This is a genomic window from Halobacterium sp. CBA1132, from assembly GCF_001485535.1.
Taxonomy (GTDB): Archaea; Halobacteriota; Halobacteria; order Halobacteriales; family Halobacteriaceae; genus Halobacterium.
The window spans coordinates 290211-304790 of sequence record NZ_BCMZ01000001.1 but is presented as its reverse complement, the minus strand read 5'-3'; the positions used below and the strand labels follow the sequence as shown (position 1 = coordinate 304790).

Below are 14580 nucleotides of genomic sequence, written 5' to 3'. Positions count from 1 at the left end.
GGCGCGTCGCACGAACGCCTATGGACGTCACTGCTGCGAGTGACGAGTGCGACGCCGTCCTGAGCGAAGTCGAGCGAGCGGTCGTCACTGACCGCGAGTTCCTCGAAACGGTCCTCGTCGGCTTCCTCGCCGACGGCCACGTCCTCCTCGAAGACGTTCCGGGCACCGGGAAGACGCTGACCGCGCGCAGCGTCGCGACCGCGCTGGGCCTCGGGTTCAGTCGCGTGCAGTTCACGCCCGACCTGCTGCCGGCGGACGTGCTGGGGACGCACGTGTTCAACGAGCAGAGCCGGGAGTTCGAGTTCCAGCCCGGTCCCGTGTTCACGAACGTCCTGCTGGCGGACGAAATCAATCGCGCGCCCCCGAAGACCCAGGCCGCGCTCCTCGAAGCGATGGAGGAGGGGCAGGCGACCATCGGCGGGGAGACGATGGAACTGCCCGAGCCGTTCTTCGTCATTGCGACCCAGAACCCCGTCGAGCAGGAGGGCACGTTCCCGCTGCCGGAGGCGCAGATGGACCGCTTCGTCGCGAAGGCGGGCATCGGCTACCCCGACGAGAGCGGCGAACTGGAGCTGCTGCGGCGGCGCGCCGGCCGGTCGTCGCGCAGTCCGAGCGTCGAGTCGGTGCTGGACGCCGAGCGCGTGCAGGCGGTGCGCGCTGTCGCCGAGGACGTGCGCGTCGACGACGACCTCCTCCAGTACGTCGTCGCGGTGGCGCGGGAGACCCGCGAGGACCGCCGCGTCGAAGTCGGCGTCAGCCCCCGGGGTACTCAGCGGCTCTTCGAGACGGCGCGAGCGCGGGCGGTCGTTCACGGCCGCGAGTACGTCGTTCCCGACGATGTGAAGCGACTCGCGCCGAACGTGCTCGCGCACCGACTCGTGTTGACGCCCGACGCTGCCGTCGAGAACAGGAGCAAGCGAGAAATCGTCGACGACGTGCTCGACTCGGTGTCGGTGCCGACCGTCGAGAGTCAGTCGCCGAGCGCGTAAGCGAGAAAGACGGACGCGAACAGCAGCGCCACTAACCCAGTCACGGGGAGACTCGTCGGGCCGAACTGGTAGATACCGAACCCGACAGCCGCGACTACCGACCCGACGGCGACGCTCCCGGCGGTGTGGACGGCGACGGACTGGGAGACCGGTGCCTCGGAGCCCACGTCGGCGCCGAGTGTGACGGCGTGCTCGCCGGTGTCGTAGGCGACGAGTGCGGCGACACCACCGATGAGCGTGAGCGCTGACGGGAGGCCGGTCGCGGCGCCGACGGCGACGCCGACGAACGCGAGCGTGCCGCCGAGCGTGACGAGGTTCCGCGAGGCGTCCCGGGCGCCGTAGACGACCGCGGCGCCGCCCGGCCCGGCGAGCACGAGGCCGACCGTCGAACCCGCTGCGACGGCGAGAACGGCGAGCGCGGCGGCGACGGTCGCGGGAACGACTGCGAGCGCGGGCGGTCGGGCGTCGAAGTCGCTCACTGCGACCACCCCCGGGCGGCGGTGGCGACTGCGAGGGCGAGTGACTGCTCGGCCGGCCAGTCGACGACGCGGACGCCCGCGCGCCGCAGCGACCGAATCCGGGTGGCGCGCTCGACGCGCGCGACCTGCTGGCCGAGCGTCGCCGCGCCCGTGACGTCCGGCGACACGACGGTCGCTGGGTTGCCGCCGGCTTCGAGGCGGCGGACGTACTCGACGGCGTTGTCGTCGGCCAGCGGCGAACAGAACACCACCTGCGCGTCCGCCGGCAGGTGCTTCTGGAGGCGACGGAACACGAGCGCGCCGAGGAACCGCCGCTCGGGGGCGAGCGCGGCGAACCCGCGGCGGCGGGCGAGCGCGTCCCGGAGGCGGGCGCGGTGGTCGCGGCCCGACCCGGGCGCGAGCCACTCCCAGTGCGGGCCGAACGCGGCGACGCCGACGCGGTCACCGGCGTCGAGCAGCGCGGACGCGACCCCGCCGGCGGCTTCGACGCCGTACTCGACGGCGTCCTCGCCGGTGTCGTCCGCGACGTGCGCGACGTCGCGGGCGTCGACGACTACGACGACGGTGGCGGCGCGCTCCTCGCGGTACTGGACGGTCGAGAGTTCACCGGTGCGCGCGAGCCGATTCCAGTCCACCCGGGAGAGCGGGTCGCCGCGCCGGTACTCGCGGGTCGCGTGGAACTCCACGCCCGACCCGCCCTGCGAGGTCGGGACGCGGCCGACGCGCTGGACGGTCTGACTGCGAAGCGGGAACGACGCCAACTCGGGGAGGTCCGGAACCGACGCGACCCGCGACGACGTGGGAACCGTGGCTTCGGTCTCTCGGGCGCCGCTGAGGTCTCGCGCGCGGATGGACACCGCGTCGAAGTCGTGCTCACCGCGGTACATCTCGACGGTGTATCGAAGCGTCGCGGACTTCCCCGACCGGAGCGCGGTTGCGAGTCGCGGCGACCCGTCGACGACTTCGACGCCCGCCGGTACGTCGTCGGCGAGGCGGAGGTCGGGAAGGAACGCGCCGTCGTTGGTGACCGTCAGCGTCACGTCGACCTCGTCGCCGGGTTCGGGGTCGTCGGCGTGGACGGTGCGTTCGACGGTCAGCGTCGGCGACGGCGACGCGAACAGCGCGCCGTAGGCGGCGTACGCGACGCCGAGAACCGCCAACAGGAGCGCGGCCGGCGATGACGACGCGGTGCCGGCCGCGGCCGCGAGCAGGGAGAGCGCGGTGACGCCGCGCCAGCGGTTCGTCTCGCGCGTGGTCACGTCCGTCAGCGTCGTCCCGACGCCCTCGCCCGAATCGTCGCTCGGAGAGCCGTCGGCATCGGGCGACGTCTCCGTCGCTGTCGTGGCCGTCGCGCCCACGTCAGTCACCCCCCGTGTCGACGCCGGCGCGGCGCTCCAGTTCGGCGAGCGCGTGCCGGACTTCGCGCTGCTGGGCGGACTCGATACCTGTGAACGACATCACGAGGTCCATCGTGGAGGGGTTCACCTGCTCGGCGAACAATGCCGCGGCGGTCTCGTCGTCGGTCCACGTACCGTCGTCGAGGCGGCGGCGGGCCTCGTCCTCGGACCAGCCCTCGGCGTCGGACAGCACCCGCACCGCGAGCACGCGCAGGCGCTCCCGGAGGCGGCCGTCCGCCCGCGAGGAGCCGCTCGGCCCGGCGGCGAGTTCCGCGTCGATGTCCGCGCCGGGCCGCGGCGGCTCGTAGCGGTCCTCCAGTCCGGCCGTACGCACCGCTGCGTCGTCGGGGTCCCGGAAGTTAGCTCGCTTTCGCGCAGCGTGGGTCGCCAGCGCGAACACGACGGCGAGGAGCGCAAAGGCGACCCGCGGCACGTCGGGTAGCCGGAGCGCCGTCGCAATCGAGGGGACAGCGGCGACGGCGACGCCGAACGCGGCGAACGCGACGCCGAGGACGAGCAGCACGCGGCGAAGCACTACCGCTCACCCCCGTAAGAAGACTCGATAGCGCGGAGGGCGTCGACGGCGCGCTGCTCGCGGTCGTCGGTGGCCTCGGCGCCGCCGTACCGGACCGCGCGGAAGAGGTCGGTGAGTTCGTCGACGTGCTCGCGGTCCATGCCTGCGTCGCGGGCGGCGGCCGCGAACTCCGCGGGCGTGCTCGCCTCGGGGTTGGCGACGTCGAGGTACTCGGTCATCTCGCGCCACGCGCGGTACGTCTCGTTCTCGACATCGGCGTTCTCCGCGATGCGGTCGGCGGCCTCCCCGGCGACGGTGCCGATTGCGCCGAGCGCGTCGTCATCGGTCTCCGGCGCCGGCTCCGGCACGGGGTCGCGCTCGTCGGGTTCGTCGTCACCGGTCGCGCGGAACGCGACGATCCCGAACAGCACGGCGACGGCGAGCAGGCCGAGCAGCACGGTCGGCGGCGAGAACAGCAATTCGCTGCCGGCGCCGCTACTGGCCTGTCCGCCGGGCGGCCGTCCGAACGAGACGCCGGGGGCGAAACCACCACCACCGGAAGTCTCGGTGGAACAGTCAGTCAGCAACAGCCACGCCGGAATCAACACCGCCAGCACGGCGAGCGCGACGGCGAACGCGGGCACGAGCCCGTCGCGCCAGTACGCAACGAGGCCGACAACGAGCGCGAAGCCGACGATTGCGAACCCGACAGTCGGCGTCGCGAGCAGGGAGACACAGGGCAGTTGGAGGAGTGAGAACTGCCCCTCGTCTCCGAACACGAATGGGACAGACCCGTCGCCGCCGTCGCCGGACCGGTCGGCGGTCCCGCTCGGGTCGGTTCCGGAGTCGCCGCCGCCGGTGCCGCCGGCGGGCTGCTGGGGGTTCGCGAGCGTCGCGGCCGCCAGCGACACCGCGAGTACGCAGAGGAGGGCGACGAGGAGGGCGCGTCGGTTGCGGTCCACTGGCGGCGTTTATGAACTCCACAGTAAAGCTCTTGCGAACAGTTCACTCGACACACGCGTTTTGCTTCGATTGGTTAAACTTTAAATTTAATTAGGAGCGAGTTCCTCGTGATGTCCGTACACGCCGACCACGCAGTCCCGTCGCCGGTGCCGCCGGACGACCCGGACGCGTGGTACGCGCCCAACGTTCGCAGCCAGTACGAAGTCCACCCGGGTGTCGTCGTCACAGTCTCCGAGCGCGACGGCGAGTTCACCTACGACGTCCGCGCGCCGCCGCTGGGCGCCAGCGACGAGACCGCACTCGACCACGTGACCGACTACTTCGCGGACGCACAACTCTCCCGGCCGCGAACTCGCGAAGGAACCCGGGAGCGCGTCGCTGCCGGCCTCGGAGAGAAACACCGCCGCGTGCTCGCGCGCCTCACCGACTGCTCGCGGGCCGCCCGACGGCGCGTCGAGTTCCACGCGCTCTGCGACCTCCGTGGTCTCGGCGACCTCACGCCGCTCGCGCTCGACGACGGCGTGGAAGTCGCGGACGCCGCGGCCGACTCGCTGGTCGTCCACACCAACGAGTACGCGCCCGCAGTCACGGACTTGGCCGCGGACCCACCGCACCTCGACCGCTTCCTCTCTGAGCGCCTCGCACGCTACACCGTCCCGTTCCGCGATTTCGACGTGCCGGTCGTCGTCTACCGCGAGCGCGTGCTCGGCCGCGACGCCTTCGACACCAAGTACGCCGTCCGCGAACCCGACCGCCTCCCCGGCGACGACGAACTCATCGCGGAGTGCAAGTCACGCATCTGGGAGGCCAACGTCGAAGGCCGACTCGACGACGAGGACGGCCGCGCGGCGTTCGTCGCCGACCGCGCCCGCACGTTCCTCACGCGCCGACTCACCGTCCGCAACACGCGAGCGTGGCTGGACGCTACCCGTCACCGCGTGCGCTCCGCGCTCGCCGAGTACGGCCTCGCGGTGCCGCCGGTCGGCCGCCGCTTCAGCGACGACCGCCTCGACGACCTGACGTACTACGTGCTCCGGGACTTCGTCGGGGACGGCGAACTCACGGTCCCCATCCGCGACGACCGCCTCGAAGACGTCGAAGCCAACGCCGTCGGCGAGCGCGTGAAAGTCGTGCCGCGGGGCCGCCTCGGCGCGACCGCCGCCCGCCTCCCGACGAACCTCTCGCTGGACGACGAGCAGCGCTTCGTCAACCTCGTCACCCAGCTCGCGGCGCGCGACGGCGTGGAGTTGAACGCCTCCAATCCCTCCGCGAAGGTGAACCTCGAACCCGCGGAAGTCGACGGCGACGTCACGATTCGGTGCGCCGTCGCGCTCCCCGTCATCAGCGAGGGCGGCCCGCACGTCTCCATCCGGAAACAGGCGGCGGAGCCGCTGACGCCCGTGGATTTGCTCCAACAGGGCACCGTCTCCGTGGATGTCGTCGCGCTCCTCTGGATGGTCTACGAGCACCACGGCGTCGTCCTCTTCTCCGGCCCGACGGGCGTCGGGAAGACCACGCTGATGAACGCCCACATGCCATTCGTCCCCTTCGACGACCGCCCCATCAGCATCGACGAGGGCAGCCGCGAAGTCCGACTCCCGCACGAGACCGGCGTCTCCCTGACGACCCGCGAGCACGAGCGCGAGTTCAAGCGCGTCTCCATGGCGGACCTGATGACTGAAACGAACTACCTGAACCCTGACGTGGAGGTCATCGCGGAGATCAACACCGAGGAGAGCTTCGAGAGCTTCGCGAACGTCCTGAATACGGGCCACGGCGTCATCGGCACTACGCACGCCGAGGACATCGAGACGCTCGTCAACCGCGCCATCGAGCAGGGCGTGCCCGCGTACCTCCTGCGCGAAGTCGACCTCGTGGTGTTCCCGCGGCACGTCGACGGTGAACGCTACGTCGGCGAAATCGTCGAACTCGTCAACGAAACGGGCGGGGATACCGAGACCGTCGAGAAAGACGGCAGCGAAGTCCACTACCGTCGGATACTCGAACGCACTCCGGACGGCGGCTTCGATTTCGACGGCGCCGCCGACGTGGGGTTCTTCGACCGCCTCGCCGCGCACACGGACCGCCCCGTCGAGGACGTCCACGCGGAGTTCGCGCAGAAGCGCCGGTACGTCCAGTATCTCGACCGCGAGGGCGTCGCGGCGTTCGACGACCTGTTCGGCCTGCTCTCGGACCTCCGGACCGACGAGACGGCGACCGTCGAACGCCTCCAGCGGAGGGCCGGCGAGTGACGGTGACAGCGGGCGGGTCGCTGGGCGTCCTCGACCGCGCGCTGTACGCGCTGTTCGCGCGCCACGCCGACAGCGGCCGCCACGACGCCGACCGGAAGCGCTACCGCGCGAGCCGGCTGTCCGTGAGCTTCGACGTGTTCCTCGCCCGCGTCTACGGCGCGTCGTGGCTGGCGTTCGCGGCTGGCGGCGCGCTCGCGGCTGCAGCAGCCGCGCTATTCGTGCCACCAAACGTTCTCGGGCCGGTTGCCGCGGCCTCCCCGCTGGCGCCGCCGATTACGGCCGCGCTCGTCGCCGGCCTGCCGGCGGGCCTCGCGGCGAAACGGCTCGCCGTCGAACTCGGCGGCCGCTACCTCGGCTGGCAGGCACGGACGCGCCGCTCGGACATCGGCGGGTCACTGCCGGGCGCGGTCCGCTACCTCTCCGTGCTCGCCTCCGGCACCACCGACGAGCGCGAACTGCTCTCCCGGGTCGCCGACCGCCCCGCCGCCTACGGCGAGACCGCGGCGGCGTTCCAAGACGTGCTCAACACCGCCGACCTCACGGGCAGCGTCGACCGCGGCCTGCGCGTGGTCGCCCGCGACACCCCCAGTAGGGAACTGCTCGCGCCGTTCCTCTTGAAGCTCCGCGAGCACGCCGCGCAGGGCCCGGATGCGGTGGCGCAGTACCTCGAACTGGAGTCGCGGATGCTCGCGAACCGCCGCGAGCGCACCCGCGAGCGCGCCGCCGGCTTCCTCGAACTCGTCGCGGAGCTGTTCATCGTGTTGCTCGTGTTGCCCGCGCTGCTGGTCATCGTCGCCACCGTCCTGAGCGTGCTCGCGCCCGGCCTCGGCCGCACCGTGGCGACGCCGCTGGGCGCCGCGACCGTCCGCGAACTGCTCGTGTTCGGGAGCGCCGCGTTCGTGCTCGCGGTCGGCGCGCTGGCGGCGTATCTCGTCGTCGAGATGCGCCCGCGCGGGTTCGCGTGGAGTGACCACGACCGCTCGGCGGGCCTCGGCGTACTCGCGAACGCCACGCGGAACCCCGCGGACGCCGCTCTCGCGTTCGCACTCCCTGCGCTCGCGGTCGCCGGCGGCCTCTGGAAAGTGGGTGTCCAACCTGCGAACGTCGTCCTGCTGTCGTACGTCGCATTCGCCGTTCCGGTGGGACTCGTCGCCGTGCGTCGCGCGCGTATCGACGACGCGAAAGACCGCGAGATACAGGACTTCGTCCACGCTGTCTCCGGGCACGTCAGCCTCGGGCGACCGTTCGGCGAGGCCGTCGAACGCGTCGCCGACGACGTCGACGCCGGCCCCCTGAACCCAGACGTCCGCGACCTCGCGTTCAACCTCGGCGTCACCACGCGCGGCGAGGACGTTCGCGCGGCCGCACTCGACCGCTTCATCGAGCGCGTCGACACCCAGCTCGCCGCCCAGACCGTCGGCCTCGTCTCCGGCGCGCTCGACGCCGGCAGCGACGCCGACGCCGCCTTCGAAGCGCTGCAAGCCGAAGTCGGACGGCTCTACCACGAGAAGCGCGCGCTGCGCTCGCGGCTACTCGTCTACGTCGCGGTCGGCTGGACGACCGCTATTCTCGTGGTCGGTATCACGGTCGCCGTCAATCTCTCCGTGCTGGACAGTTTCGCGCAGTTGTCGTCGGTGTCGAACGCCGCTAGCGCGGGCGGCCTCGCCATCGACCCGGACGCGGTGAACCTCGAACGCGACCGCTACCGGTTCTACCTCGTGACGCAGGCGACGATGCTGTCCTGCGGGTGGTTCGCGGGCGCCGCGAGCCGCGGCCGCTACGACGCGCTGTTGCACTCGGGGCTGCTCGTCACCTTCGCGTACGTCGTCTTCGCGGGGGTGGGGCTGCTGTGAGCGCGAACGAGCGCGGTCAGTCGAACGTCGTCGGCGTCGCCATCCTGCTGGGCGTAACCGTCGTCGCGCTCGGCCTCGTGACTGCGAGCGTCGGCACCGTCGTCGACCAGCACGCCGCCGCCAGCGACGCCCAGCGCGTGGCGGACGAACTCGACGACGCACTCCAGCCGGTCGAAACCACGGGCGTTCGACGCGGCAGCGTCTCGTTCACGAGCGGGACGCTGGAAACGCTGGACCGCGAGGTGCGCGTCCTCGACAGCGGCGGCGTCGTCGCGACCGTCGACGCGAACGCGCTCCGGTTCACCGCGGACAATCGCGGTGCGACCTACCTCGCTGGAGCCGTACTCGCGCACGGCGATGGCTGGTCGCGGACGCGCTCGCCCGTGTCCGTGACTGTGGACCCGGACGTGCTCGTCGTGAGCGTGCCCGCCCTGCGCGGCGACGTGATGCGGGCGGCCAGCGGCGGTGTGACGTACACGCTGCGGTCGAACGTCACCCACGAGCGACAGAATCTCGGCCGCGGCGGCTACCGGGTTGCCGTCGAGACGACCCACACGGCGGCGTTGCGCTCGCAGTTCGAGCGCTGGAACGCCACCGTCAGCCAGCGCGACGTCGACGGCGACGGCACGCCGAGCGTGATAGCCGACTTCCCGAGTTCGCGGACCGCCTACGTGGTGGTCCACGAGACGGAGGTGTCCGTAACGTGAGCCGAGCGAGGAGCCGCGCTGCCGCGCCCGCGGTCGGAAAGGCGCTGGAAGCCGGCATCGTCGTGCTGTTCGTCGCGCTCCTGACGACGACGCTGTACGGCGGCGTCGTCCCGAACGCGCGCACTGCGGCGGCCGACGAGGTGGGCGAGCGCACGCTCCAGCACGCGGCCGCGAACGTCGAAGCCGCCGTCCCGAACACGGACCCGAGAGCCGCCGCGGACGAAGTCGTCGCGGAGCGCCGCATCAGCCTCCCCGCGACGATTCGCGACCGCGGCTACCGCATCACCGCGAACGGCACTCGCCTCGCGCTCGTCCACGGGCACGCCGACGTGGGCGGCGAGACGGCGCTCGTGCTCCCGGGCCGCGTGCGAGACGTTCGCGGGAACTGGACCGACAGCGACGCGCTCGTTCGCGTGCGAGCACACCCCGACGGCGGCCTCGTCGTCGAACTCGCGGAGGCGACAGCGTGACCCGCGCGCAAGCGAACCTTCCGGCGGTCGCGATAGCGCTCCTCCTCGTCGTCGCGAGCGTCGCCGCGGTCGTCGGTCTCGCGGGGAGCGCGTTCGCGGGCGCGAACACCCAGCCGGTGGACACTCGACTCGCCGCCAGCACCGCCGACCACCTCGTCGCCGCGGACGGGCCGCTGACGCTGCGCGCGAACGTACTCTCGCAGGCCGCCGTCGAAAACGCGAGCGCGACTCTCGACGATGGACTACCGGAGGGCGCGGGCGTTCGGGTCACGCTCGACGGTGAGACGCTCGTCGAGCGGGGCACGCCGGCGGGCGGCGCGACGATGCGTCGCGTCGTCCTCGTCGCGGACGCGAGTCGGCGCGAACTGTCGCCGGTACTCGACGACGAGGCGGCAGTCACGCTGCCGCGACGGACCGGCGACGCCACCCTGACCTTCGACACCGGCGCAGCGAACGTAACGACCGTTCGCGCGAACGACCGCGTCGTCCTCCACGACGACGCTGGCTTGGACGGCGCGTACGACGTCACGCTCTCGCGGTACGACACGGTGACGCTGGCGTTCGCCGCCGACGGAGAACTCCCGCCGGGAAGTGTCACCGTCGCATACCGCGTCGAGACGACCACGAAAGCCGTCCTCGGGGTGACCGTCGATGCGTGAGGCGGAACGCGAGCGCGCCCAACTCTCGCTGTCCGTCGTCGAGGCGGGCGTCGGCGTGCTGTTCGTCGTCGCCGTCGCGAGCGCGTTCGCGTTCGGGACGCCCGCGGGCGGCGTCGGCGAGCAGGCGCAACTCGACGCGTACGCGCAGGACGCGGCGACCGTGCTGGCGAACGAACCGCCCCAGCACGGCGACGCGACGCGGCTCGCGGAGGTCGCGGCGTCGGAGGCGGCGTTCGCGCGGGAGCGCGCCGCGCTCGAACGGCGCGTCGACCGCATCCTCACGGACAATCTGCTGTTCCGGGTGCGGACGCCCCACGGCGCCGTCGGACACGTCCGGCCGTCGAGCGCGACGGTCGGCGTCGCTCGCGTCCCGACTGAGAGCGGCCCGGTGACAGTGTGGGTGTGGTACGCGTGAGCGAGCGCGGCCAACTCGTGCTCGTGGCGGCAGCGGTCGCCGCGCTCGCGCTCGTCCCGGTCGCGGCAGCCTACCTCCAGTTCGGGTACGCGCCGGCGGTCGCCGACGCCGACGAGGACCACGGCGAACGCGTCACCCGAGTGCTGGACCGCATCGCTGACGACGCGGCGGAAACGGCGACGGGGGCCACGTGGAGCGACAGGGAGCGCGCAGTCGAACGAGTCGAAGCAGCGCTCGCGCCGCGCCTCCGTGCGGTCGAACGGTCGCGACTCGGCGACGGTGTCGTCGTAAACGTGACTTACGATGGAGCACTTGCGCGGCAAGTCGACTGCCCGGACGGCCAGCGCGGGTCGTTCGGCGCGTGCGAAGTCCACGGCGGCGTCGTGGTACAGGAGCGCGCCGACGAGACGGTAGTCGTCGCTGTCGCGTTCGAAGTTCGCGTCACGACGCCCGAGGAAACCACGCGGTTGGGGCACGTCGTCCGACCGCAGTAATCAGGCGTCGAGGTCGTCGAATCCCCACTCCTCAGCGCGCTCGCGGGCCTCCTCGCGAGCGCGGTCGCGAATCGCCTCGACCTTCTGCTCGTCCGCGAGGAACGCCTCCACAGCGTCGAGGTCGCCCGCGTCTTCGGCCTCCGCGATACCCGACTCACGGGCGGCGTCCCGCGTTCGCTGTGCGAGCGTGTCGTCGCCAGCGAGTCGTTCGGCGGGCGTTCCGGGTGCGACCGCGTACTCGTCCGTTCGGGGGGCGTCTCCGTCGTCGCCGACGTAGCACTCCACGCGCAGCGGGCCGGTCGTCGCGAGGTCCGCGAGCGCTGCCGACCCGCCGGAACCGGTCGCGGTGTGGTGGACGTGCGTCGGAACGCCGTCGGTAAACGCGACGACGCCCTCGCCGTCCCCATCGAGCAGCAGTGCTTCCTGTGGCGTGAACACCGCGTGGCCGGTGAGTTCGCGGTCCAGCGCCAGCGACAGCGCGGCCGCGGCGTCGTCGACGACGCGAGCGAACGTCAGTTCCGTCATGGTTGCTCGGGGACGACCGCGCTCCGGAACCGGTCGGCGACCGACTCGGCGTCGGCGTCCCGAACGTCGATTTCGGCGGCAGCGCGTCGGTACGCGGCCGCGGCGTCGCTGTCCGGCGCGTGCGCGAGCAGCGGTTCGCCGGCACGGCGCGCCGCACGGACCGCGTCGTCCTCGGGGACGGTGCCGAGAGACTCGCCCTCGAAGTACTTCCCTGACTTCGCTGCGACGCGCTCGACGGCTTCGGGGTCCCGGACCTTGTTGTAGAGCGTGCCGGCGACGCCCGTGCCGTACGACGTCGCGTACTCCTGCACTTTGAGCGCGTCCGAGATAGCGGGAATCGTCGGCTGGACGACGAGCACCGCGCGGTCGGCCAGTACCACGGGGAGGACAGCGCTCCTGCTGGCGAGCGTCGCCGGCGAGTCCAACAGGAGAACGTCCGTGTCCGCGGCGAGGTCCGCGACGACGTCGCGGAGGCGCGTCGGGTCCGCCTCGCGGAAGGCGCCCAGTCCCGTGCCGCAGGGGACGACGCGCATCCCGTAGCGCTCGTAGACGGCGTCCTCGACCGTGGCGTCGCTGTCCGCGAGCAGGAGGTCGTGCAGCGTCACGTCCACGTCCGCAAGCCCCGCGTGGAACAGCAGGTTCGCCATCCCGGTGTCGGCGTCGACGACCGTCACGTCGTACTCTTCGGCGAGCGCCATCCCGAGCGCGAGCGTGCTCGTCGTCTTCCCGGTGCCGCCCTTCCCGGACGCGACGGCGAACGCCTCAACCATCCTCGCCCTCCGAGCGGAGCGCGGCCGCAAACGCGGCGCGGTCGTCGGGCAGCGAGTCGAACTGCTCGTCGGCGTTCCGGCGGCGCTCGCGGACTGCTTCGTCGGGTCGACCGAGCGCGCGCTCACGGCACGCCTCGTAGAGCGCCGACACCGAATCGCGGTAGGCGGCGATGTGGCGGGCGCGCTCGACGGCGGCGCGAACGGACGCCTCGCTGACCGACGCACACTCGACATCGGCGTCGAGTCCCGTCGTCCCGACGGCGACGACGGCCGCGTCAGTTGCCGAGCGAATCGCATCGACGACGGCAGCAGGGTCCGCGACCGAGACCGTGTCCACGACGACGACGTCCGCCCCGTCGCGAGCGACGGCGTCGCGGACTGCCGCGGCGTCGACGGTCACCACGTCGTCCGGCAGCACCGCCGCGAGCGACCCCCGGGAATCGTCCGCGACTAAGTGTGTCACGTCCGGTGTTTCCGCGTCGCTCGGGAAATATTTTCGGGACAGCGACCGAAAATTCCGATGTGTTCGTGGACGAATTCACTGCCGGCGTACGGGACGTGGAGTTCCCCGCCCCTGTCCGCGAGCGGAACTGCAGCGCGTGAGAACACGACTCGATACTTATGTGTTTTCTGTGAAGTGAGTGCGGTATGCGACACGAAGCGTGTGTCATCTGTGGCGGCTGGGCCGTCTTCGTCGCCACGTTCGCCCTGACAGCCCTCCTCGCACCCGTCGGAGACATCCTCGTTCCCTCCCTCCTCGGTGTCGCGGCCGTCTTCCTCACGACGCCGGTCATCCACACGGGCCTCCGCGCCCGCAACGCGACGGCGAACGCGAGCGGCTAGCGAGGCGAGTGAACGAGTTCTGCCGACGGTAGCCGAGCGAAGACGACACTGTGCGCTGTCGGCCACGAATCAACTCGAAAACCAGTCCGCCCTCCCCGATTTGAACTCGGTCAGACGTTCCGGGCGTGCGGCGCTTCACGCCGGTCCGGGACTGCGACTGACCTGCTCAAATCGGCTCGGTCGGATGTTCGAAGAAAGTCCGCCCTCCCCGATTTGAACGGGGGGCAAGTCGATCTACAGTCGACTGCTCTACCAGTCTGAGCTAAGGGCGGATACACTCTTTCGTACGCCGTGGTTCGGATTTAAGGGTTACCATTCGGAAACGGACGACGGGCGTCAGACGCGTGGGATGGCTTGAAGTCCCCGGAGGTGGTAGTGGTTGTCGAACGGGCATGTCGAAGATAACCTTCCGCGCGGACGACGACCTCGTCGAGACCGTCGACGACCTCGACGAGTCGAAGAGCGAGGTCATGCGCGCGGCGCTGCGGGCGTACCTCGACGGCGAGTCCGATGTGGACGACAGCATCGACGACGTCGTCGCAGAGCGCGTCGACGAACTCGTCGAGCGGCGACTCGGCCCGCGAGGGCGCGAGCGCGACGTAAACGTCCGAATTACGGTCGACGCCGCCGAGGGGCTGCGCGCGGAGCCACGACGCGGCGACCAGCGCACGCCGCAGCGTGAGCGGAGAGGGGCGGAGGACCGTGGTCGTGCGGCCGACCGCGGCAGCGAGCAGAGCTGTGCGCAGTGCGGCGAGTCGCTGTCAGACGACCACGTGTTCTGTCCGAACTGCGGGGAGAAGGCGACTCGCCGCGTGTTCTGCGAGTGCGGCGACGAAGTGCGAGCGGACTGGTCGTTCTGTCCGCACTGCGGGCGGCGGACGGCGTCGGCGGACGCGCTCGACCGGTAAGACACTTGTTTACATCCGCCGTTAATTATATACGTTGAGACGCTGTGGGTAGTTGTACGTAAGACGGTTGTCTTACACAGAATCGCACGACAGCGCGGGATTATGACCTGCAAAACGATTCTGTAAGACACACTCGCGGCTGAAGGCCGTCTTACCACAACGGGGATACCAAATATGGAGCGTGTGACACTCCGCATTCCGAAACAGCAGATCGACGAGGTCGAACAGATGGTCGAACGAGGCAAGTTCCCGAATCGCAGCGAGGCGATTCGGTCCGCGGTCCGTGAGATGATAGACGAACAAACTGAACAGACCAGCACGAACAGCTGGGCGAAGGTGTAA

18 protein-coding genes and 1 tRNA gene are annotated in these 14580 nt (G+C 71.0%); 11 read left to right on the top strand and 8 right to left on the bottom strand.

All coding sequences use genetic code 11. The features are described from left to right. Positions 1-20 precede the first annotated feature (20 nt). A complete protein-coding gene (locus tag AVZ66_RS01505; protein WP_058981105.1) occupies positions 21-989 on the top strand; it encodes a MoxR family ATPase in 969 nt (322 codons plus the stop codon). On the opposite strand, the gene AVZ66_RS01500 is transcribed toward AVZ66_RS01505, so the two are convergent. The 4 genes from AVZ66_RS01500 to AVZ66_RS16850 are packed head-to-tail and all read right to left on the bottom strand — an operon-like array spanning position 971 to position 4341. Then, positions 971-1468 (bottom strand): hypothetical protein, encoded by a 498-nt coding sequence (locus tag AVZ66_RS01500; RefSeq protein ID WP_157575570.1) that lies wholly within the window; start codon positions 1466-1468, stop codon positions 971-973. The two genes, AVZ66_RS01505 and AVZ66_RS01500, sit on opposite strands and share 19 nt — an antisense overlap. Further along, the gene (locus AVZ66_RS01495) at positions 1465-2835 is read right to left on the bottom strand and encodes a DUF58 domain-containing protein (protein WP_082678743.1); all 1371 of its coding nucleotides are present in this window, start codon (positions 2833-2835) and stop codon (positions 1465-1467) included. Before AVZ66_RS01495 ends, AVZ66_RS01500 begins: the two co-directional genes overlap by 4 nt. After that, the gene (locus AVZ66_RS01490) at positions 2828-3400 is read right to left on the bottom strand and encodes a hypothetical protein (RefSeq protein WP_058981103.1); all 573 of its coding nucleotides are present in this window, start codon (positions 3398-3400) and stop codon (positions 2828-2830) included. Before AVZ66_RS01490 ends, AVZ66_RS01495 begins: the two co-directional genes overlap by 8 nt. Further along, complete coding sequence (locus AVZ66_RS16850; RefSeq protein WP_058981101.1) at positions 3400-4341, bottom strand: DUF4129 domain-containing protein; 942 nt, start codon at positions 4339-4341, stop codon at positions 3400-3402. Before AVZ66_RS16850 ends, AVZ66_RS01490 begins: the two co-directional genes overlap by 1 nt. A gap of 111 nt (positions 4342-4452) precedes the next feature. Between AVZ66_RS16850 and AVZ66_RS01480 the strand changes: the two genes are divergently transcribed. From AVZ66_RS01480 to AVZ66_RS01450, 7 genes are read left to right on the top strand one after another with little or no spacing between them, the layout of a single operon-like run. Then, positions 4453-6594 (top strand): type II/IV secretion system ATPase subunit, encoded by a 2142-nt coding sequence (locus AVZ66_RS01480; RefSeq protein ID WP_058981098.1) that lies wholly within the window; start codon positions 4453-4455, stop codon positions 6592-6594. Next, entirely contained in the window at positions 6591-8447 is a 1857-nt protein-coding gene (locus AVZ66_RS01475) for a type II secretion system F family protein (RefSeq protein ID WP_058981097.1), read from the top strand. Before AVZ66_RS01480 ends, AVZ66_RS01475 begins: the two co-directional genes overlap by 4 nt. Next, positions 8444-9154 (top strand): archaellin/type IV pilin N-terminal domain-containing protein, encoded by a 711-nt coding sequence (locus tag AVZ66_RS01470; RefSeq protein ID WP_058981096.1) that lies wholly within the window; start codon positions 8444-8446, stop codon positions 9152-9154. Before AVZ66_RS01475 ends, AVZ66_RS01470 begins: the two co-directional genes overlap by 4 nt. Further along, positions 9151-9624, top strand: a complete 474-nt coding sequence (locus AVZ66_RS01465; RefSeq protein WP_058981093.1) for a hypothetical protein — start codon at positions 9151-9153, stop codon at positions 9622-9624. Before AVZ66_RS01470 ends, AVZ66_RS01465 begins: the two co-directional genes overlap by 4 nt. Continuing rightward, positions 9621-10283: a hypothetical protein gene (locus AVZ66_RS01460; protein WP_058981091.1), complete on the top strand. Its 663-nt coding sequence runs from the start codon at positions 9621-9623 to the stop codon at positions 10281-10283. The genes AVZ66_RS01465 and AVZ66_RS01460 overlap by 4 nt, the downstream gene beginning before the upstream one ends. Then, positions 10276-10698, top strand: a complete 423-nt coding sequence (locus AVZ66_RS01455; protein WP_058981089.1) for a hypothetical protein — start codon at positions 10276-10278, stop codon at positions 10696-10698. The genes AVZ66_RS01460 and AVZ66_RS01455 overlap by 8 nt, the downstream gene beginning before the upstream one ends. Further along, positions 10695-11192, top strand: a complete 498-nt coding sequence (locus tag AVZ66_RS01450) for a hypothetical protein (RefSeq protein ID WP_197407707.1) — start codon at positions 10695-10697, stop codon at positions 11190-11192. The genes AVZ66_RS01455 and AVZ66_RS01450 overlap by 4 nt, the downstream gene beginning before the upstream one ends. On the opposite strand, the gene AVZ66_RS01445 is transcribed toward AVZ66_RS01450, so the two are convergent. From AVZ66_RS01445 to AVZ66_RS01435, 3 genes are read right to left on the bottom strand one after another with little or no spacing between them, the layout of a single operon-like run. Next, on the bottom strand, positions 11193-11717 hold the full coding sequence (locus AVZ66_RS01445) for a hypothetical protein (RefSeq protein ID WP_058981084.1): 525 nt from the start codon (positions 11715-11717) through the stop codon (positions 11193-11195). After that, positions 11714-12487: a P-loop NTPase gene (locus AVZ66_RS01440; RefSeq protein WP_058981083.1), complete on the bottom strand. Its 774-nt coding sequence runs from the start codon at positions 12485-12487 to the stop codon at positions 11714-11716. Before AVZ66_RS01440 ends, AVZ66_RS01445 begins: the two co-directional genes overlap by 4 nt. Further along, a complete protein-coding gene (locus AVZ66_RS01435) occupies positions 12480-12950 on the bottom strand; it encodes a hypothetical protein (protein ID WP_058981081.1) in 471 nt (156 codons plus the stop codon). Before AVZ66_RS01435 ends, AVZ66_RS01440 begins: the two co-directional genes overlap by 8 nt. Before the next feature lie 185 nt (positions 12951-13135). Here AVZ66_RS01435 and AVZ66_RS01430 point away from each other — a divergent pair, with 185 nt between their 5' ends. Further along, entirely contained in the window at positions 13136-13330 is a 195-nt protein-coding gene (locus AVZ66_RS01430; RefSeq protein ID WP_058981079.1) for a hypothetical protein, read from the top strand. 198 nt (positions 13331-13528) lie between these two features. On the opposite strand, the gene AVZ66_RS01425 is transcribed toward AVZ66_RS01430, so the two are convergent. Next, a tRNA-Tyr gene (locus tag AVZ66_RS01425) sits at positions 13529-13602 on the bottom strand. A gap of 120 nt (positions 13603-13722) precedes the next feature. Here AVZ66_RS01425 and AVZ66_RS01420 point away from each other — a divergent pair. Both AVZ66_RS01420 and AVZ66_RS01415 read left to right on the top strand, forming a co-directional pair. Next, positions 13723-14238 carry a zinc ribbon domain-containing protein gene (locus AVZ66_RS01420; RefSeq protein WP_058981069.1) on the top strand — a complete coding sequence of 172 codons (516 nt, stop codon included), beginning with the start codon at positions 13723-13725 and terminating at the stop codon, positions 14236-14238. A 174-nt stretch (positions 14239-14412) separates the two neighbouring features. Further along, the gene (locus tag AVZ66_RS01415; RefSeq protein WP_058981067.1) at positions 14413-14580 is read left to right on the top strand and encodes a ribbon-helix-helix domain-containing protein; all 168 of its coding nucleotides are present in this window, start codon (positions 14413-14415) and stop codon (positions 14578-14580) included.

Excerpts from the sequence above, each read along its gene's own strand:
- AVZ66_RS01445 (WP_058981084.1), bottom strand. The coding sequence starts at position 11,717 with ATGACGGAACTGACGTTCGCTCGCGTCGTCGACGACGCCGCGGCCGCG.
- AVZ66_RS01455 (WP_058981089.1), top strand. The coding sequence starts at position 10,276 with ATGCGTGAGGCGGAACGCGAGCGCGCCCAACTCTCGCTGTCCGTCGTC.
- AVZ66_RS01415 (WP_058981067.1), top strand. The coding sequence starts at position 14,413 with ATGGAGCGTGTGACACTCCGCATTCCGAAACAGCAGATCGACGAGGTC.
- AVZ66_RS01505 (WP_058981105.1), top strand. The coding sequence starts at position 21 with ATGGACGTCACTGCTGCGAGTGACGAGTGCGACGCCGTCCTGAGCGAA.
- AVZ66_RS01420 (WP_058981069.1), top strand. The coding sequence starts at position 13,723 with ATGTCGAAGATAACCTTCCGCGCGGACGACGACCTCGTCGAGACCGTC.
- AVZ66_RS01440 (WP_058981083.1), bottom strand. The coding sequence starts at position 12,487 with ATGGTTGAGGCGTTCGCCGTCGCGTCCGGGAAGGGCGGCACCGGGAAG.
- AVZ66_RS01430 (WP_058981079.1), top strand. The coding sequence starts at position 13,136 with ATGCGACACGAAGCGTGTGTCATCTGTGGCGGCTGGGCCGTCTTCGTC.
- AVZ66_RS01480 (WP_058981098.1), top strand. The coding sequence starts at position 4,453 with ATGTCCGTACACGCCGACCACGCAGTCCCGTCGCCGGTGCCGCCGGAC.